Genomic DNA, 17468 nt, shown 5'->3' with positions numbered 1-17468 from the left:
GCTCAACCCTTGACCGGCCCTTGGCGCAGAGGGTTCAATCCGTGAAGTCCCCGGTCCCGCACGGGGGCACCGCCCGATCGACGTACTGGCGAAGCGTTTCCCGTTCATCGAGGTTCCATCGCGGTTCATCGAGATGAACTCAGTACAGGCGGACCCCTGGAGGGGGCACATGAACAGTCTCGACTGGACCGTGCTCATTGGTTACTTCGGCGTGATGATCGCGATCGGCTTCTGGTCCCACAAGCGCGTGGACAACGTGAGCGACTTCTTCACCGCCGGCGGCAGAATGCCGTGGTGGCTGTCGGGCATCTCCCACCACATGTCCGGCTACAGCGCGGTGATGTTCACCGGGTACGCCGGAATCTCGTACCAGTACGGACTCACATCCATGGTCACCTGGTCGCTCCCGATCGCCATCGGCATCGGGATCGGCGCGAAGCTCTTCGCACCCCGGCTGAACCGGCTGCGGTCCAGGCTCCATGTCGCCTCACCGCTCGAATACCTGAAGGACCGCTACAACATCCAGACCCAGCAGGCCCTCGCCTGGTCCGGGCTGCTGCTGAAGATCGTGGACGTCGGCGCCAAGTGGGCGGCCATCTCCACCCTGCTCGCCGTCTTCACCGGCATCACCATCACCCAGGGCATCTTCATCACCGGTGTGATCACGGCCATCTACTGCACGGTCGGCGGGCTGTGGGCCGACGCGCTCACCGAGCTTGGGCAGTTCATCATCCAGCTGGTCGCCGGGGTCGCGATGCTGGTCGCCGCCATGGGCAAGCTCGGCGGGTTCAGCGCCCTGTGGACGATCTGGGACAAGCTACCCAGCGGCCACGCGGACCCGACGGCCGGCCCGTACACGATGACCTTCCTGCTCGCGTATCTCTTCATCAAGACCTTCGAGTACAACGGCGGCATGTGGAACCAGGCCCAGCGCTACATGGCCACCGACTCCCCACGCTCCGCGACCCGTTCGGCCACGCTGTCCGCCGTCCTCTGGCTGGTCTGGCCCGCCGTCCTCTTCTTCCCCATGTGGTGCGCGCCGCTGCTGGTGCACGCGCAGAAGCCGGACGCGTCGGACGCGTACGCGCTGATGTCCGAGTCACTGCTGCCGCACGGGCTGCTCGGCCTTGTCGTCGTCGGCTTCTTCTCGCACACGATGGCCATGTGCTCGTCGGACGCGAACGCCATCTCGGCCGTCTTCACCCGGGACATCGCCCCGGCGATGTCGAAGTCGGCCCGCGAGTGGAGCAGCCGCACCGGGCTGCTGGCCGCGCGGGTCTCGACGCTCGGCTTCCTCGCCCTGTCGATGGCGCTGGCGACCCAGATCAACTCGCCGACGTTCAAGGACATCATCTCGGTCGTCATCAAGTGGGTGGCCGGTCTGATGGGCCCGATCGCGATCCCGTTCATGCTGGGCCTGCTGCGCTCGTTCCGTAAGTCCGGACCGACGGCGGCGCTGGTCAGCTGGGCGGCCGGGCTGCTCGCGTTCTACTTCACCAACTACCACCTGGACGGCTCGGCCAACGCGGATGTCGCCCTGGAGTGGCAGGTCTCGCTGCCGCTCGCGGTCTCGCTGGTGCTGTACGTCCTGATCGGCTTCATCAAGCCGGAGGACACACCGGAGCGCGACGCGATCATCGCGAAGGTCAACCTGGGCGGCGACGGCGACGGCGACGGCGACGGCCCGGCCGGGGCTGCGGCCGCCGCGGTACCCGCGCAGGGCGGGGCGGCGGCCGACACGAAGGCGGTGCGGCGCGAGGGCGCGGACGACTGAGGCGCGGACGACTGAGGCACGGCGGCGCGGAGGCGCGGGGGCGCGGGGGCCCGTCCGGCAGGGAGCACGCCGGGCGGGCCCCACCACGGTCTTCGGCCCGTTCAGCCCCTCGGGTAGCGGGTCAGCCAGGCCGGGGTGGTGAGGGCCGGGCTGTGCAGCGCCGGGCCCTGCGTCATCTCCATCGAGAAGTCGTCGGCCAGTTGCAGCACCGTCCCGCGCCCCTCCAGCTCCGCGAGCCAGCCCGGCGGCAGCGCGGTCTCGCCGTGCAGGGTGCCCAGCAGACTGCCGCAGATGGCGCCGGTGGCCTGGGACGGGCCGCTGTGGTTCACGGCGAGGCGCAGCCCGTGGCGTACGTCCTCGCCGACGAGCGCGCAGTACACCCCGATCGCCAGGGCGTCCTCGGCCAGTTCGCCGTCGCCCAGCGACTCGACGCGCGTCGGGCTCGGCATCCCCTGGCGTACGGCGCCGAGCGCGTGCTGCAGCGCGTCGGTGACCGGCTGGTGGCCGGGGCGCGGAGTCAGCTGCCCCAGCGCGTGCTGCACCGCCGCGTCCAGGCTCTCGCCGCGCGCGAGCCCGTGCACGATGACGGCGTGCGCCCCGGCGCTGAGGTAGCCGGTGGGGTGGCCGTGGGTCTGTGCCGCGCACTCGACGGCCAGTTGGAAGACAAGGCCGGGCTCCCAGCCGACGAGCAGTCCGAAGGGCGCGGACCGGCTGACGGCCGACGCGTCGCGCGCCTCGGGGTTACGGGGTTTGTCCAGGGTGCCCATCACGTCGTCGCCGAACCCGGCCAGACAGCTGCGCGCGGGGTCGCGGCGGGTGTACAGCCACTCCTCGCAGGCGAGCCAGCCGTTGTCCGTACGGCGTTCGTCGGGGCCCCAGTCGCGCTGGGTCGCCGCCCAGCGCAGATGGGCCCGGTACACATCGGTGGGCGGATGCCAGGCGCCCGTGTCCCGCCGGACCTGCGCCCGTATCAGGCCGTCGACGGTGAAGAGGGAGAGCTGGGTCGCGGCCGTGACGGCCCCGCGCCTGCCGTACACGGCGACGAAGTCGGTGAGCCCGCCGGCGCCGTGCGCCTCACGTATCGCGTCGAGCCCGTGCCCCGCGACACCCGCCCCGAGCGCATCACCGAGGGCGCCGCCCAGCAGGCAGCCGCGCACCCGGCTGCGGAAGTCCTGCTGCTCGACGCGGCCCCAGAGGGGAGTGGTTGATGCGCTCATGGCGGAGCACTCTAATCGACCGGGACCGGCGGCTTAAGGGCGCGATCCGGCGGGCCGCACAGGCTGTCCGTGAGCTGTGGCGCACCGCCGTGGCCGGCCGTCGGCCGGGGGCCGGCCGGCCGGTCGCGTACTGCGCTTCAACGGTCCCGGGCAGCACATCGGCCGTTTCCCGGCGCTGGGGCCGCTGCCCGCGTCGGTGCGGTCGAGCCCCGGCCGTTCGACGTCCTCCGGGATGAGCGCCCGGTAACGGACGGTGCGGGCCAGGAAGTTGTCCTTCAGGGGCTGTTCCCCGCCCGCCGCTTCCCGTTAGCGGCCCGGCGCCCGACACCCGGCTGCGGATGACAGCTTCACTCGCGGTGAGCCACACGACGGCCGTTCCCGCATCACGCTTTCTGAGTTTTTGACCGCGTATCTGAGTTTTGGGTTAACACCCGAATCCAGCGCTGCTCGCCGGGCAGGGGATCGCCGTGGACAGTACCCGGACGACCCCGACGACAGGGCTTCCCCGCAGAACCGGCGACCGGTGCCCGGAGACCGCCGACCGGCCTCCGCGTGCCACGGCGGGACTCGCCCCCGGACCCTCCCGGGCAGGCGCCCACGACCCACCCGAACCGGCCGGACGCGGGTTTCCCTCCGCGCTGCGGACCGGTGGACGGCTGCCGGCCGTGGACGGTCTGCGGACCCTGGCCGTCGTCCTGGTCATGGTCTACCACCAGGCCCCGCAGTGGGTGCCGGGCGGATCCCTCGGGGTGGACGTCTTCTTCACGATCAGCGGATTCGTCATCACCCGGCTGCTGCTCGCCGAATTCGCCCGTACCGGCCGGGTCGCCATGGGGTCGTTCTACTGGCGAAGATGGCTCCGGCTCGTACCGGCGCTCCTGGCCCTCTGCCTGTTCTGCACCGTACTGGCCCTCACCACTCAACTCCCCGGTTTCGACGGGGCCTGGGCCTCCATCGCGCTGTCCGCCACATTCCTCGTCAACGTCGTCCGAGCGGCGCAGCCGGACCTCTACTCCAGTGTCACGTCCCTCCTCGGCCATGCCTGGTCCCTCGGCGTCGAGGAGCAGTTCTACCTCTTCTGGCCGCCGCTGCTGGTGCTGCTCCTGCGCCGTACCCGGGCGCGGACCGTACTCATCTGGACGGCAGTGCTCTGTCTTCTGCCGGCCCTCTGGCGCTTCGTACTGTGGAGCCCGAGCGCGGCGCACCGTATCTACAACGGCACCGACACCCGGGCCGATCAGCTGCTGGCCGGGGCGCTGCTCGCCCTGGTCATCGCCCGGCTGCACGCCGACGACCCCCGGCTGGCCGCGCTCAGGCGCTGGTCGGGACGGCTGGCCTGGCCCGCGCTGGCCGCGCTCGCCCTGATCGCCTGGCGCGTACCGCTGACGGGCGACAACGGCTGGAACGCCTGCTGGTACACGGTCGGTTTCCTGCTGACGGCGGTCCTGTCGGCCGTGGTCGTGGCCTCGCTCGAACTCAGGCCGGGCGCCCCCCTGGCCCGGCTCCTCTCCCTCGCGCCCCTCGCCTGGACCGGGCGCAACCTCAGCTACGGCCTCTACCTGTGGCACTACCCGCTGGGCCGACTGCTCTCCGACCTGGGGGTCGAAACCGGCCTGTTGGCCGCCACACTCACGGTCAGCTTCGCGGCGGCCATCGCCTCCCACTACGCGATCGAAAGACCCCTGGCCCGGCACGCCGGACGCTTCCGCGCCCGCACGGCCCCGGCGCCCGTCACGCCGTGAGCCCTTCCGGCGGACGACGGCGTCACTCGTCGTCCCCGCAGCCGCCGTCCCCGCAGTCACCGCCCTCGATCCGCCCGCCCCTGCTGTACGCGACACGGAGCACGTCCCCGAGCGACTCGGTGGCCCGGGTGAGCGCGAACCGTACGGCCCGCTCCCCCGCCGCCGCATCGGCCAGCACCGCCCGCGAACCGGCCAGCACCGCTTCCGCCGAGTCCATCTGCTGATCCTCCAGATCGTCGGCCAGCCGCGAGAGCAGACTGCGCGGGTTGTCCGTGCTGAGGTAGCACGGCTTGCCCTCGGGGGTGGTCCAGGGCAGCAGCCGGAGCAGAGAATCGGGCATGGTCGGCGCCTCACAGGGGAATCGGGGGTTCGGTTCTTGACTGACGAGCGGTGATTACCGTTCGTGTCCCGATGATTACGTCGTGGCCCTAGGCTCGGAAAGAGCGGCGCGATTGCCTTCGCGCACGGCAACAGGAGGGGATGGATGTCCGAACTCGCCGAAGCGGAAGAGGAGTCGGGGCGCGCGGCACTGGGACGCGCGCTGCGGTACCTGCGCGAGAAGGCCGGCAAATCGCTCAGCGAACTGGCGGCCGAGACACGGTACGACAAGAGCTATCTGTACCGGCTGGAGGTGAGCCAGCGGCTGTCCAAGCTCGCGGTGATGGAGGACCTGGACCGCCATTACGGGACCGGGGGGCTGCTGGTGCAGCTGTGGAAGGTGGCGCGGCGGGAAGCATTCAAGGACCGGTACAAGGAGTTCATGCGGCTGGAGAATTCGGCCTGTGTGATGTGGATGTACCAGCTGGCCGTACCGGGGCTCCTACAGACCGAGGACTACGCCCGCGAAGTGCTGTCGGCAGCCCAGACCAACGAAGGCGGAGCGGAGCTGGTCGAGGAGCAGGTGGCCGCGCGGATGAGCCGTCAGGACATACTCCATCGCACCCCGACGCCTCATGTGCGCGTGATCCTGGACGAGGTGGCACTTCGGCGTCGATCGAGCGATCCGAAGGTCTGGGGGGAACAACTGGAGCATCTGCTGGAGGTCGCCCAGCTCCCGTCAGTCGTCGTCCAAGTTCTGCCGTTCAGCGCGGGCGTTCACGGGCTCATGGGAAGCCACCTCTCCGTCTTGTGGCAGCCGGACGGCAGCTCTGTTGCCTACGTCGAGGGCAATGGATTCGGTGAGTTGATCGATGATCCTGACAAGGTGACCAGCTACCGCCTGGCTTACGATCGGATCCGAGATCTGGCGCTGTCCCCGTCGGACTCGATGACGTTTATCCGGGGCGTCTTGGAGGAGCACAGATCATGAACCGAACGCCCGACCTCTCCACCGCTCGCTGGCACAAGTCGAGCTACAGCGACGGAGGTCAGACGAACTGTGTCGAGGTCGCAGACAACTTCCCCGGCTTCGCCCCCGTACGCGACAGCAAAACCGCCCCCACCGGCCCCGCCCTGATCTTCCCCGGAACGGCCTGGGCCACCTTCGTGGAGTTCGCCGCCGGGCACTGAGCCCCGCCACCACACGGTAGCGTTGACGGTTCCGCTCTTCCGGGCAGCGGTACCGTCAGCCCCCGCAGCCCGCCCGCTGTTGCAAGAGGCTGTGGCACGCGTCACGGGAACGGGCGCAGGTCGCGGAGAGATACCGGGTGTGAGGGAACCACCAGAACCAAAGGCCCCGGAGAATCCCCCGGGCACCGAAGGTGCCATAGGCATAGGCACCGATGCCCCGGAGAACGAGGTGCGCCGGCAACTGCGGGCGGGGGACCGCGAAGCCTTCGCCGAGTTGTACGAGAGCTGCGCCCAGGCCGTCTACCGTCACGCCCTGCGGCTGACAGGCGACTGGTCGGCCGCCGAGGACATCATGGCGGACACCTTCCTGGCCGCCTGGCAGGGCAGAAAGCGGCTGGCGGAGGGCCGGGGCTCCCCGCTGCCCTGGCTCCTCGGCATCGCCACGCACAAGTGTGAGAACACCCGGCGGGGGCTGCGGCGGCGGCTGGCCTTCCTCGCCCGTCAGCCGCCGCCCGCCGACGTTGCGGACTTCTCGGCGGAGGCAACCTCCTGGCTGGATGACCGGAGCCGGCTGCGCGCCGTACACCTCAAGTACGGCAACCGCACCGAATGGGTCTTCGACAAGGACGACTACTCCTTCCTCGGCTCCCGCGAGTACCGGACGAAGGACGCCCCGTACGCGAAGGCCGGGACCCTCCTCTCCAGCACCGCCGAGATCGAGCACGCCATCGTCGACAAGGCCGGACAGACCCCGGGCAAGGCCCCCGGGTCCACCGGGAAGCAGCAGGCCGGCTGATCACTCCGCGCGTCTCTGGAGATGCGCGGGGAGGGGCACGCAGTGGCGGAAGGACGAGGTGCCGGGGACTGGGGGAGGCACCAAAGTGTGACGGTGCCGCCGGGAACCCGTCGGCCCGCCCCCTCCAACTGTCCCTGCGCACCCTGGATCCGACGTGGATCGATCAATCGTGTGCGCGGAACGTTCCGCAGGCGGGCCGCCGGTACTGCTCGGACGGCAGACCGGGACCGGTGTGACGCCCACTGCTCGTTGAGTGATCCCGACCGCGTGTCGCGGTGCCTCCCCCTCCCGGCCTGGACAGGCACCTCGGCCGCGGCCCAAGACGATCCTCGGCTCAGGGCCGGCGGTCCGCGACCTGCTGGGCGATGAGCGTGATAATCGCGTCGAGGCCGGCTTCGAGCGCAGCTGAGCTCCGCTGGGCCTGGCCGAGGAGCAGGCCGCCCTGGAGCGCCGCGAGCAGCGCGAGGGCGAGGGAGTCCGGATCGGCCTCCGGCCGCAGGGCACCGCGCTCGGCCATGTGCGCCAGCCCGTCCCTGATCGCGTCGGACCAGCGGGAGAAGCTCGCGGCCAGCGCGGTGCGCGCGTCAGCGTCTTGTCCGGCCAGTTCACTCGCCAGCGAACCGAGCGGGCAGCCGCCTGCCCAGTGCATCGAGCGCTGAACGCCGACGACCATGTCGCGCCAGGCGCGCAGGGCCTCGACGCTGTCAAGCCGCGCGAGCAGCTGCTCCTGGCCGCCGACGACCGCCTCGGTCTGGTACTCGATGACTGCCCTGGTCAACGCCTGCTTATTGGCGAAGTAGTGGTAGATCTGCGAGGAACTGACCCCGGCCGCGTCCCGGATCGCGGGCGTGCTCGTCCCGGCCGCGCCCTGGTCGAACATCAGCTGCGCGGCCGCTCGCACGATTCGCTCGCGCGTGGCCTGGCCCTTGGTGGTGGGCGGCGGCGCGAGGTGCGGACCCTCGAAGGACGACATGTCCTCAGAGTACCCATTCTGGATTTGACTATCCAAACCTGGAGCGAGCAGACTGGATTCAACGATCCATTCTTCGAGGTGGGAGTTCCGCAGTGAACAAGGACACGACGATTGCCGAGCAGTCCGCCGAAGTGGGCCGTCAGGCCGGCGAACGGCTCCCGGGCGAGGTCACCGCCGCCTTCGAGGCGGAGCTGGCCCGACTGGTGGCGGCCGGCGTCCCGGCAGGCGTCGCCGCGCCGGGCGCGAAGATGCCCGACGGCGACCTGCTCGACATGCACGGCTCCCCCACCACGCTCACCGCAGTGCTCGCCGGCCGCCCGGCGGTGGTCGTCTTCTACCGTGGCGCGTGGTGCCCCTACTGCAACGTCGCCCTGCACACGTACCAGAACACACTGGTCGGCGAACTCGACGCCCGCGGCGTCGCCCTGGTCGCCGTCAGCCCGCAGAAGCCCGACGCGTCGCTCTCGCTCGCCGAGAAGCAGGCGCTGACGTACGCGGTCGTCTCGGACCCGGGCAACCAGATCGCCCGGCAGCTCGGCATCGTGTTCACGCTCGGCCGTGGAGCCCGCGAGGCCCAGGCGAAGCTCGGCCTCGACCTCGCGGCGGTCAACGCGGACGGCTCCGCCGAACTTCCGCTGGCCACCACCGTGCTCGTCGACACGGACGGCACGATCCGCTGGATCGACGTCCATCCCGACTACACCACCCGCTCCGAGCCGGCCGAGATCCTCGAGGCCGTCGCCGCGCTGTAGCAGCGGATCCCTGCTCGCGCCTCATTCACCCCACCACCTTCCCGAGGTCAGCCCGCGGCGGCCCCGAACCACTTCGGCAGCCGGCCGGTCAGTTCCCGCTGGTCGTCGCCGGCCCAGGCCACATGGCCGTCAGGGCGCAGCAGCACGGCGGGGGCGTCCAATTCCTCGCTGACGTCGGTGACATGGTCCACCCGGTTCTCCCAGCCCGCCACCGAGAGGCCGCCGGTCTGGTCGAGCAGCAGGCCGCGGCCCGCGTGCATCAGGCCGTACAGGTGGCCGCGCTTCAGCTGTACGTCACGCAGGCGCCGGCCGAGCAGTTCATGGCCCTCGCCGAAGTCGTAGCGGATCGCGGTCGCGGTGATCTTCTCGACCAGATACCGGTTCACGTCATCGAAGTCGGCCAGCTCAGACACCAGCCGCCGCACCGCACGCGCGCCCGGTTCGGTGGACATCAGCTCCATCTGCGCCCGGGTGCTGTCCAGTACGTCGGCGGCCACCGGGTGGCGTTCGGTCTGGTAGCTGTCCAGCAGCCCTTCCGGGGCCCAGCCCGCGATCTCGGCGGCCAGTTTCCAGCCGAGGTTGAACGCGTCCTGGATCCCGAGGTTGAGGCCCTGCCCACCGGTCGGCGGGTGGATGTGTGCCGCGTCCCCGGCCAGCAGTACCCGTCCGGACCGGTATCGCTCGGCCAGCCGGGTGGCGTCGCCGAAGCGGGAGAGCCAGCGCGGCGAGTGGACACCGAAGTCGGTTCCGGCGAACCGTCGCAGCTGCTGCTTGAACTCGTCGAGCGTGGGCGGGACCGTGCGGTCGTCCGACACCCCTTCGGCAGGTACGACGACGCGGTACGTCCCGTCCCCGGTCGGCCCGAGGCCGAACCGCAGCTGGGTCTTGCGGACTTCGGTCACCACACTGGTCACCGTCTCCGGCGCAGCGGTCACCTCCATCTGGCCCAGCAGCGTCTCGACCTTGCTGGGTTCGCCGGGGAAGCCGATACCGACGAGTTTGCGCACCGTGCTGCGGCCGCCGTCGCAGCCCACCAGATAGCGCGAGCGCAGCACCGTCCGGTCGTCCAGCTCGACGCTCACACCGTCCTCGGACTGGCTCAGCCCGACCACCGCGCAGCCGCGCCTGATCTCCGCGCCCAGCTCGGTGGCGTGCTCGGACAGCAGGCGGTCGGTGAGGGGCTGCGGGATGCCGAGGACATACCCGTGTGCGGTGTCCAGCCGGTCGGGCGCCGGCTTGCTGAGGGCGGCGAAGAAGCCGCCGAGCGGATACTTCCTGCCTTCGGCGAGGAACCGCTCCAGCAGACCGCGCTGGTCCATCACCTCGATGCTGCGCGCGTGCAGACCGAGCGCGCGGACGTACGCGGGCGGCGCCGGTTCCTTCTCCAGTACGAGCACCTGTACGCCGTGCAGCCGCAGCTCGGCTGCCAGCATCATGCCGGTCGGTCCACCACCGGCAATGATCACGTCGATCATCACAAACCCCAATTCGCCCACGCCGAGTTCCACGAAGCCGACTCCCGGGTTCTGACTTCGAGCGGTGATTCTGCGCCATGACCGGGGCCTTGCCGCAAGCCCCCCAGTGCGCTATAAGTTAAGAGTGGCAAGAGGAGTGTCCAGTCCTCCTCTCTTTCTCCACTCTCTCCCTCATCACTCCCCGCACGCACTGCGGCTCACCGATGCCTCGGGGCGGGGGTCTCGGGGCGGGGGTGCGGTCCGCGGGCCGTGCCCGCGGACCACACCCCTTCCGGCTCCCCCTCAGTCCAGTACCGGCAGCAGCTCCGGCAGGTGTCCGTCCGATTCGCGGGCCGCCTGCATGCGTTCCTCCGGGACCGGGCCGTACAGCGTGTTCCGGGCGCGCGCCGGGCGGCCCGTCAGGTCCGCGATCGCGATCAGGTCCTGGACCGAGCGGTACGAGCCGTAACTGGAGCCCGCCATCCGGGAGATGGTCTCCTCCATCAGCGTGCCGCCCAGGTCGTTCGCCCCCGAGCGCAGCATCTCCGCCGCGCCCTCCGCGCCCAGCTTCACCCAGCTGGTCTGGATGTTGGGGATGTACGGGTGGAGCAGCAGCCGGGCCATCGCGGTGACCGCGCGGTTGTCGCGGGTCGTCGGGCCCGGGCGGGCGATGCCGGCCAGATACACCGGGGCGTTGGTGTGGATGAAGGGCAGCGTCACGAACTCCGTGAAGCCCTCGACCCCCTTGGCCAGCGCCGTCCGCTGGATCTCCGCCAGGGTGCGGAAGTGGCCGAGCCAGTGCCGGGGCTGGTCGACATGGCCGTACATCATCGTGGACGAGGAGCGGATGCCCAGTTCGTGGGCGGTCGTGATGACCTCGATCCAGGTCGCCGTGGGGAGCTTGCCCTTGGTGAGGACCCAGCGGACCTCGTCGTCCAGGATCTCCGCCGCCGTGCCCGGGATCGAGCCGAGGCCGGCCTCCTTCGCCGCGGTGAGCCACTCACGGATGGACAGGCCGGTGCGGGTCGCGCCGTTCACCACCTCCATCGGTGAGAAGGCGTGCACATGCATCCCCGGGACACGTTCGCGGACGGCGCGCGCGATGTCGAAGTACGCCGTGCCGGGCAGGTCCGGGTGGATGCCGCCCTGCATACAGACCTCGACCGCGCCGACGTCCCACGCCTGGGCGGCCCGGTCGGCGACCTGGTCGAGCGAGAGCGTGTACGCGTCGGCGTCCGTGCGCCGCTGGGCGAAGGCGCAGAAGCGGCAGCCGGTGTAGCAGACGTTGGTGAAGTTGATGTTCCTGGTGACGATGTACGTGACGTCGTCACCGACCACGTCACGCCGCAGCTCGTCCGCGATCCGGGTGAGCGCGTCAAGCGCGGGGCCGTCCGCGTGCAGCAGGGCGAGCGCCTCGTCGTCGGTGAGCCGCGTCGGATCGGCGGCCGCCTGGTCCAGGGCCTGCTTGACGTCGGTGTCGATACGGGACGGGACCATGCCGGGGGCCGCCTGCTCGCGCAGGGCGTCCCAGTCCCCGTACACCTCGTCGAAGTCGTCCCGGCGGTCGGAGGTGCGGCCCTCGGTGTCGATGGTGGTGTGCAGGTCGGTGCGGCCGGTGGCGGTGAAGCCCTCGTCGGGCTCCTGCCAGGGCAGCCCGGACGGCTTGACGCCCTCGCGGGCCAGACCGGTCCCGGGGTCGGCGAGCGCCCGGACGTGCGGCACCAGGCGGGGGTCGAGCCAGGGCTCGCCGCGCTGGATGAACTCCGGGTAGATGGTGAGCCGTTCACGCAGCTGGAAGCCGGCCGCCCCGGTGCGTTCCGCCAGTTCGTCGATGTGCGGCCAGGGGCGCTCGGGGTTGACGTGGTCGGGGGTCAGCGGGGACACCCCGCCCCAGTCGTCGATCCCGGCGCCGATGAGCAGCGCGTACTCCGCGTCGACCAGGTTCGGCGGGGCCTGGATACGGGCGGAGGGGCCGAGGATGTGCCGGGCCACCGCGATGGCGGCGGCCAGCTCCTCCAGCTCGGCGTCGGGCATCGCACGCATCGCCGTGTCGGGCTTGGCCCGGAAGTTCTGGACGATGACTTCCTGGATGCCGTGGTAGGAGCGCGCGATCCTGCGCAGCTCGAAGAAGGCGTCGGCGCGCTCCTCGTACGTTTCGCCGATCCCGATCAGTACCCCGGTGGTGAAGGGCACGTTGGAACGCCCGGCGTCCTCCAGGACGCGCAGCCGTACGGCGGGCTCCTTGTCGGGCGAGCCGTGGTGCGGGCCGCCCGGCTCGCTCCACAGCCGGGTCGCCGTGGTCTCCAGCATCATGCCCATCGAGGGGGCGACCGGCTTGAGCCGCTGGAGGTCGGTCCAGGACATGACGCCCGGGTTGAGGTGCGGCAGCAGGCCGGTCTCCTCCAGGACCCGGACGGCCATGGCGCGTACGTAGGCCAGGGTGTCGTCGTACCCTTCGGCCTCCAGCCACTCGCGCGCCTCGGGCCAGCGCTCCTCGGGGCGGTCGCCGAGCGTGAACAGGGCTTCCTTGCAGCCGAGTTCGGCGCCCCGGCGGGCGATCTCCAGCACCTCGTCGGGCGAGAGGTACATACCGTGGCCGGCGCGCCTGAGCTTGCCGGGCACGGTCACGAACGTGCAGTAGTGGCACTTGTCCCGGCAGAGCCGGGTCAGCGGGATGAACACCTTGCGGGAGTACGTGATGACCCCGGGCCGCCCTGCCGCTTCCAGGCCGGCGTCCCGTACGCGCGCCGCCGACGCGGCGAGGTCACGCAGGTCGTCGCCGCGCGCCTGGAGGAGCACGGCAGCCTCGGCCGTGTCGAGGGAAACACCGTCCCTGGCCCGCCGGAGCGCGCGACGCATGGCATTTGCGGTGGGGGCTGCGGGCTGCGGATCAGTCATGGACCGAGCATACGAGCGGCATTTCGCGCTGTCTGCGGCGCCTTGCCCGCGGTGACGTGCGGGTTGCCCGCGGTGCGGCCTTCGCGGGCCCCACCGCTGGTCAACCGGGCGCCGACCACACGTCGGGGCCGCCGCCGTGCCAGTCGATCAGCGATGTCGTCGCGACCTCCGCCTCGTCGACGCCCTCCAGACCGGCCCTCCGCAGCAGCTCGGCCACATCCGCGTGGTTGTGGGCGACGCCGAGGGTCTCCGTACCGGAGCGCACGCGTCGGCCCCCGGACGCGTCCGGCGGGTAAATGATGACCGGCACTTTCATATATCCAGCGTGCTCCTGGTCGGCTGTTCCGGCACCCCGGGGCGGCGCCCGTACTTCTCGCCGGGGTGTCCGCGCCCTCAGGACGCCAACAGGGCTTGCAGTTCGGCGTCGAAGAGCTGCCCGGAGTCGAACCCCATCCCGGTGAAGTGCCCGGCGAGCTCCAGGGACAGGACACCGTGCAGCCGGGTCCAGACGGTCAGGGCCCGGTGGAGGGCCGCGGGCGGGGCGGGATGGCCGTGCGCCCACTGCCGGTGGTCCGCCAGGTGCGCCGCGAACGGCGCTGCGGGGTCGCCGTCGGGGACCGCCGCGCAGGCGTCGAGCAGGACGGACATGACCTCGGCCGCGATGGCGGTGATGTCGTCGGGCGCGTGATAGCCGGGGATGGGCGTGCCGTACACCAGGAAGTAACGGTGGGGGTCGTCCAGGGCCCAGCCGCGCAGGGCATGCGCCAGGGCGGCGACACCGGCGCCGGACGCGGGCGCCCCGGTCCCTTCGGCCGCTCCGGGCGCCCCGGACGTCGTGGACGCCTCGGTCGCCCCGGCCGCCGTACGCAAAGTGTCCGCCAGGCTTCGGTACGCCTCGCGGACCAGTTCGGTGATCAGTTCGTCACGGCCCGCGAAGTACCGGTAGAGCGCGGGCCCGCTCAGGCCCATCCGCTTGGCGATCGCGTTGAGCGACAGCGCGGACGTACCCGCCGTCGCGATCTGCTCCCACGCGTGCTGCTTGATCTCCGCCCTCACCTGGGCGCGGTAGCGCTCGCGCGGGGTCTGCGCTCCCGGCTCCGCCACTGGACTGCCACCTTTCGCACCGTCTCGCACCTTCGCGCCCACAGTGCCCCATTCAGTTAGAGGCTATCACCAAGGTTATTGGTGCCCCCTTGAGGGTGGCTCCTTGAGGGTGGCTCCTTGAGAGTGGCCCCCTGACCCCCGGGTCAGCCGCCGACGCCCCTGAACTTCATCGACACCGCCCCTTCCGGCGTCCGGCGGCAGACCGACACCGTGCCCCAGACCTCGCCCTTCGGCTCCTGGAGGAGCGTGAGCGGCACGGGCTCCGGCGGGAAGTCCAGATCGGCGTCGGAGACGACCTGCGTGCGCAGGACGCCCGAGCAGCCGTCCGCGGAGAAGGCGAGCGTGGCTGTCACCGGCAGGACGTGGGTGTCGATGACCAGCACCGCCCGGCCGCTGTACTTCGGTTCCTGGAGCACACCCACCAGCTTCCGCCCGGCCGCCGGTCACCGCACATCGAGAGCCCGCGCCCGCCCCTCCGGCCCGACGGCGGCACCCCACCGCGCGATCCGGCCCGGGGCAGCGCCCCACCGCGCGGTCCGGCGCGAGGCAGCACCCCACCGCGGCGCTCCGGCCGGGGGGGGGGCAGCGCTCACGCCAGATACGGTGCGTAGCCGTCGAGCACCGTCAGTACGGACTTCTCGTCGGCGGGCGGCAGTTGGAGCACCACTTCCTCGATGCCAAGCTCCGCGTAGTGCGCCAGTTTCCCGGGGGTCGGCAGCACGGCGTACGGGACGACCTGGAGGTCCGCCGGGTCGCGGCCCGCGTCCTGCCAGACCTGGCGCAGCACCGGTATCGACTCGGTGAGCCCTCGGCCGCCCATCGGCAGCCAGCCGTCCGCGTACTCCGCGATGTGGTCGAAGAGCTTCGGCCCCGCGGCCCCGCCGATCAGGGTGCGGACGCTGCCGCCGCGCGGTTTCGGGTACGCGTGGCTGGCCCGTACGGACCCGAACTCGCCCTCGTACGGAGTCGGTTCCGCCGCCCACAGGGCCCGTACGAGCGCCATCCGGTCCCGGCCGAGCTCGCGGCGGCGCGTCCACTCCACCCCGTGGTCGGCCGCCTCCTCCTTGTTCCAGCCGAAGCCCAGACCGAGCGTGAAGCGGCTCCCCGAGAGGTGGTCGAGGGTCGCGATCTGCTTGGCCAGGTCGATCGGGTCGTGCTGGGCGACGAGCGTGACACCGGTGCCCAGGGTGAGGGCGTCCGTCACCGCGGCGGCCTGGCCCAGCGCGACGAACGGGTCGAGCGTCCTGCCGTACTCGGCGGGCAGTTCACCGCCCATCGGATACGGAGTGGCCCGCTCGACCGGGATGTGCGTGTGCTCGGGCAGATACAGCCCGCCGAACCCGCGCTGCTCCAGTTCCCGTGCGAGCCGCACCGGGGTGACGGTCTGGTCGGTCAGAAAGATCGTGGTACTCAGCCGCATGACGTCTGCCCTCATTCGCTGTGCGATCCGGGTGATCCGTGCCGTGGCCGCAGAGGGTATGACGTGCGGGCCGAAAATCCGAGCGCCGTGTCACGGTCTCTGTCCCGCCCCCTTCCCTTCTCGCCCGGTTCACGGCTGAATACCAGGGTTCAGCTGCACCTCCTGTGTCCCGCACAGACCGCTGGTGTCCCCACAGACCCCTGGAGCGTTGGCATGAACCCTGGAGACCACCCGACCCCCGGCGAACTGGGCAGGCGCGGACTGCTGGTGACGGGAGCGGCGGCCGCGCTTACGTTGGGAAGCGTGAGCTTCGCGAGCGCGGCGGACGGCGGTGGCGGCGCACCGGCCGGCCGCACCCCGGCCGGCAGCACGCCCCCGGACCGGACGAAGACCGTGCGCGGCACACTGCCGCCCGGCTCGCCCGACTATGTGTATCTGCCGGTCGACGTCCCCGACGGGGTCCGCGAGCTGGCCGTCTCGTACACGTACGAGAAACCTCCCGTCCCCGCCGGCACCCAGGGCAACGCACTGGACATCGGCATCTTCGACGAGCGCGGCACCGGCCTCGGCGGGGCCGGGTTCCGCGGCTGGTCGGGCGGTGCGCGCAGCGAGTTCTTCATCCGGGGCGACGCGGCGACCCCCGGCTATCTGCCGGGGCCGGTCCGCGCGGGCCGGTGGAACATCGCGCTCGGCCCGTACACCACGGCCCCCGACGGCCTCCCGTACACCGTCACCGTCACCCTGCGCTTCGGCCCGACGCCCGGGACGCCGAAGCCGGTGTATCCGCCGGTGCGGGCGAAGGGGCGCGGGCGCGCCTGGTACCGGGGCGACTGCCATATCCACTCGGTGCACTCGGACGGCAAGCGCACCCCGGCCGAGATCGCAGCGCTGGCCAGGGCGGCGGGGCTCGACTTCATCAACACCAGTGAGCACAACACCAGTTCGGGCCACCGGGCGTGGGACGGGCTGTGGGGTGACGACCTGCTGATTCTCACCGGCGAGGAGATCACCACCCGCAACGGTCATGTCCTGGGCATCTCCACCGACCACGGCACCTGGGTCGACTGGCGCTACCGCGCCCGGGACAACCGCTTCGGCCACTACGCCCGTGAGATCCGCCGCGCGGGCGGCCTGGTCGTCCCTGCCCACCCGCACGCGACCTGCATCGGCTGCAACTGGAAGTTCGGCTTCGGCGACGCGGACGCGGTGGAGGTGTGGAACGGCCCGTACACCCTGGACGACGAGGTGTCCGTGGCGGACTGGGACAACACCCTGGTCAGCCGCGGCACGGACTGGACCCCCGCGATGGGCAACAGCGACGCCCACAAGGACCCCGACCGGATCGGCACCCCGCAGACGGTCGTGCTGGCCGACGACCTCAGCAGGGAGGCCATCCTGGCGGGCATCCGCGCGGGCCACTCGTACATCACGGAGTCGTCGGCGATCACCCTCACCTTCGGCGCCACGGGCGGCCGCGCCGCCCACGCGGGGATCGGCGACCGGCTCCGGGTGGACTCCGGGACCCCGGTGACGGTCCGGCTCGATGTGACCGGCGCCCCCGGCTGCACGGCGCACTTCGTCACGGACCAGGGCACGCTGTACACGACCCCGCTGCCCACGTCCGGTGCGGGCACGGTGGAGTGGCGGACCACACCCGCGTACGCCGCCTATGTACGCGCGGAGGTCCGGCACGCCCCGGCGGCGGCCGGCCTGCCGGGGGCGCTGGCGGCGCTGACGAATCCGGTGTTCCTGGGGAGGTGAGTCCCGGGCGGCATCCTGTCCGCCGTCCCGTCCTGCGTCCCGGGCGAGGCGGACCGTGTGCCCGGCCC

General features: G+C 71.2%; 16 protein-coding genes. 7 read left to right on the top strand and 9 right to left on the bottom strand.

Going from position 1 to position 17468, the window contains the following annotated elements; genetic code table 11:
- The first annotated feature begins 169 nt into the window (after positions 1 to 169).
- Complete coding sequence (locus OG510_RS22455) at positions 170 to 1774, top strand: sodium:solute symporter family protein (protein WP_406139080.1); 1605 nt, start codon at positions 170 to 172, stop codon at positions 1772 to 1774.
- Between the two features lie 101 nt (positions 1775 to 1875).
- On the opposite strand, the gene OG510_RS22450 is transcribed toward OG510_RS22455, so the two are convergent.
- The gene (locus OG510_RS22450; RefSeq protein ID WP_406139078.1) at positions 1876 to 2991 is read right to left on the bottom strand and encodes an ADP-ribosylglycohydrolase family protein; all 1116 of its coding nucleotides are present in this window, start codon (positions 2989 to 2991) and stop codon (positions 1876 to 1878) included.
- Positions 2992 to 3458: 467 nt separating this feature from the next.
- On the opposite strand from OG510_RS22450, the gene OG510_RS22445 reads away from it, so the two are divergent.
- A complete protein-coding gene (locus tag OG510_RS22445; protein WP_406139076.1) occupies positions 3459 to 4733 on the top strand; it encodes an acyltransferase family protein in 1275 nt (424 codons plus the stop codon).
- Positions 4734 to 4755: 22 nt separating this feature from the next.
- Here the strand turns inward: OG510_RS22445 and OG510_RS22440 are convergent, their stop codons facing one another.
- The gene (locus OG510_RS22440) at positions 4756 to 5073 is read right to left on the bottom strand and encodes a hypothetical protein (RefSeq protein WP_406139075.1); all 318 of its coding nucleotides are present in this window, start codon (positions 5071 to 5073) and stop codon (positions 4756 to 4758) included.
- Between the two features lie 144 nt (positions 5074 to 5217).
- On the opposite strand from OG510_RS22440, the gene OG510_RS22435 reads away from it, so the two are divergent.
- The 3 genes from OG510_RS22435 (at position 5218) to OG510_RS22425 (ending at position 7038) form a co-directional block, all read left to right on the top strand.
- On the top strand, positions 5218 to 6042 hold the full coding sequence (locus tag OG510_RS22435) for a helix-turn-helix domain-containing protein (RefSeq protein ID WP_406139073.1): 825 nt from the start codon (positions 5218 to 5220) through the stop codon (positions 6040 to 6042).
- Positions 6039 to 6242, top strand: coding sequence for a DUF397 domain-containing protein (locus OG510_RS22430; protein WP_406139072.1), 204 nt, complete (start codon positions 6039 to 6041; stop codon positions 6240 to 6242). Before OG510_RS22435 ends, OG510_RS22430 begins: the two co-directional genes overlap by 4 nt.
- Positions 6243 to 6471: 229 nt before the next feature.
- The gene (locus OG510_RS22425; RefSeq protein ID WP_406142486.1) at positions 6472 to 7038 is read left to right on the top strand and encodes an RNA polymerase sigma factor; all 567 of its coding nucleotides are present in this window, start codon (positions 6472 to 6474) and stop codon (positions 7036 to 7038) included.
- Between the two features lie 334 nt (positions 7039 to 7372).
- Here the strand turns inward: OG510_RS22425 and OG510_RS22420 are convergent, their stop codons facing one another.
- Positions 7373 to 8011 (bottom strand): TetR/AcrR family transcriptional regulator, encoded by a 639-nt coding sequence (locus OG510_RS22420; protein ID WP_406139070.1) that lies wholly within the window; start codon positions 8009 to 8011, stop codon positions 7373 to 7375.
- A gap of 92 nt (positions 8012 to 8103) precedes the next feature.
- Here OG510_RS22420 and OG510_RS22415 point away from each other — a divergent pair, with 92 nt between their 5' ends.
- Positions 8104 to 8763 carry a peroxiredoxin-like family protein gene (locus OG510_RS22415; protein WP_406139068.1) on the top strand — a complete coding sequence of 220 codons (660 nt, stop codon included), beginning with the start codon at positions 8104 to 8106 and terminating at the stop codon, positions 8761 to 8763.
- A gap of 47 nt (positions 8764 to 8810) precedes the next feature.
- On the opposite strand, the gene rox is transcribed toward OG510_RS22415, so the two are convergent.
- The 6 genes from rox to OG510_RS22385 form a co-directional block, all read right to left on the bottom strand.
- Positions 8811 to 10238, bottom strand: a complete 1428-nt coding sequence (gene rox / locus OG510_RS22410) for a rifampin monooxygenase (protein ID WP_406142485.1) — start codon at positions 10236 to 10238, stop codon at positions 8811 to 8813.
- 282 nt (positions 10239 to 10520) lie between these two features.
- Entirely contained in the window at positions 10521 to 13115 is a 2595-nt protein-coding gene (locus OG510_RS22405; RefSeq protein ID WP_406139066.1) for a bifunctional FO biosynthesis protein CofGH, read from the bottom strand.
- 100 nt (positions 13116 to 13215) lie between these two features.
- Entirely contained in the window at positions 13216 to 13431 is a 216-nt protein-coding gene (locus tag OG510_RS22400; RefSeq protein ID WP_406139065.1) for a hypothetical protein, read from the bottom strand.
- A 77-nt stretch (positions 13432 to 13508) separates the two neighbouring features.
- On the bottom strand, positions 13509 to 14219 hold the full coding sequence (locus OG510_RS22395) for a TetR/AcrR family transcriptional regulator (RefSeq protein ID WP_406139063.1): 711 nt from the start codon (positions 14217 to 14219) through the stop codon (positions 13509 to 13511).
- 143 nt (positions 14220 to 14362) lie between these two features.
- Complete coding sequence (locus tag OG510_RS22390; protein ID WP_406139062.1) at positions 14363 to 14635, bottom strand: hypothetical protein; 273 nt, start codon at positions 14633 to 14635, stop codon at positions 14363 to 14365.
- A 173-nt stretch (positions 14636 to 14808) separates the two neighbouring features.
- Complete coding sequence (locus OG510_RS22385) at positions 14809 to 15639, bottom strand: TIGR03619 family F420-dependent LLM class oxidoreductase (RefSeq protein ID WP_406139060.1); 831 nt, start codon at positions 15637 to 15639, stop codon at positions 14809 to 14811.
- Between the two features lie 213 nt (positions 15640 to 15852).
- On the opposite strand from OG510_RS22385, the gene OG510_RS22380 reads away from it, so the two are divergent.
- Complete coding sequence (locus OG510_RS22380) at positions 15853 to 17400, top strand: CehA/McbA family metallohydrolase (protein WP_406139059.1); 1548 nt, start codon at positions 15853 to 15855, stop codon at positions 17398 to 17400.
- The last annotated feature ends 68 nt before the right edge of the window (positions 17401 to 17468 follow it).

It is taken from the genome of Streptomyces sp. NBC_01089 (assembly GCF_045162975.1).
GTDB lineage: Bacteria > Actinomycetota > Actinomycetes > Streptomycetales > Streptomycetaceae > Streptomyces.
Note: the sequence above shows the minus strand (reverse complement) of the source record. Positions and strands in the feature narration are given on the sequence as shown.

What these genes read in the sequence shown, in the direction of transcription:
- OG510_RS22455 (WP_406139080.1), top strand. Translation starts at nt 170, where the DNA reads ATGAACAGTCTCGACTGGACCGTGCTCATTGGTTACTTCGGCGTGATG.
- OG510_RS22450 (WP_406139078.1), bottom strand. Translation starts at nt 2,991, where the DNA reads ATGAGCGCATCAACCACTCCCCTCTGGGGCCGCGTCGAGCAGCAGGAC.
- OG510_RS22440 (WP_406139075.1), bottom strand. Translation starts at nt 5,073, where the DNA reads ATGCCCGATTCTCTGCTCCGGCTGCTGCCCTGGACCACCCCCGAGGGC.
- OG510_RS22435 (WP_406139073.1), top strand. Translation starts at nt 5,218, where the DNA reads ATGTCCGAACTCGCCGAAGCGGAAGAGGAGTCGGGGCGCGCGGCACTG.
- OG510_RS22430 (WP_406139072.1), top strand. Translation starts at nt 6,039, where the DNA reads ATGAACCGAACGCCCGACCTCTCCACCGCTCGCTGGCACAAGTCGAGC.
- OG510_RS22420 (WP_406139070.1), bottom strand. Translation starts at nt 8,011, where the DNA reads ATGTCGTCCTTCGAGGGTCCGCACCTCGCGCCGCCGCCCACCACCAAG.
- rox (WP_406142485.1), bottom strand. Translation starts at nt 10,238, where the DNA reads ATGATCGACGTGATCATTGCCGGTGGTGGACCGACCGGCATGATGCTG.
- OG510_RS22405 (WP_406139066.1), bottom strand. Translation starts at nt 13,115, where the DNA reads ATGACTGATCCGCAGCCCGCAGCCCCCACCGCAAATGCCATGCGTCGC.
- OG510_RS22400 (WP_406139065.1), bottom strand. Translation starts at nt 13,431, where the DNA reads ATGAAAGTGCCGGTCATCATTTACCCGCCGGACGCGTCCGGGGGCCGA.
- OG510_RS22385 (WP_406139060.1), bottom strand. Translation starts at nt 15,639, where the DNA reads ATGCGGCTGAGTACCACGATCTTTCTGACCGACCAGACCGTCACCCCG.
- OG510_RS22380 (WP_406139059.1), top strand. Translation starts at nt 15,853, where the DNA reads ATGAACCCTGGAGACCACCCGACCCCCGGCGAACTGGGCAGGCGCGGA.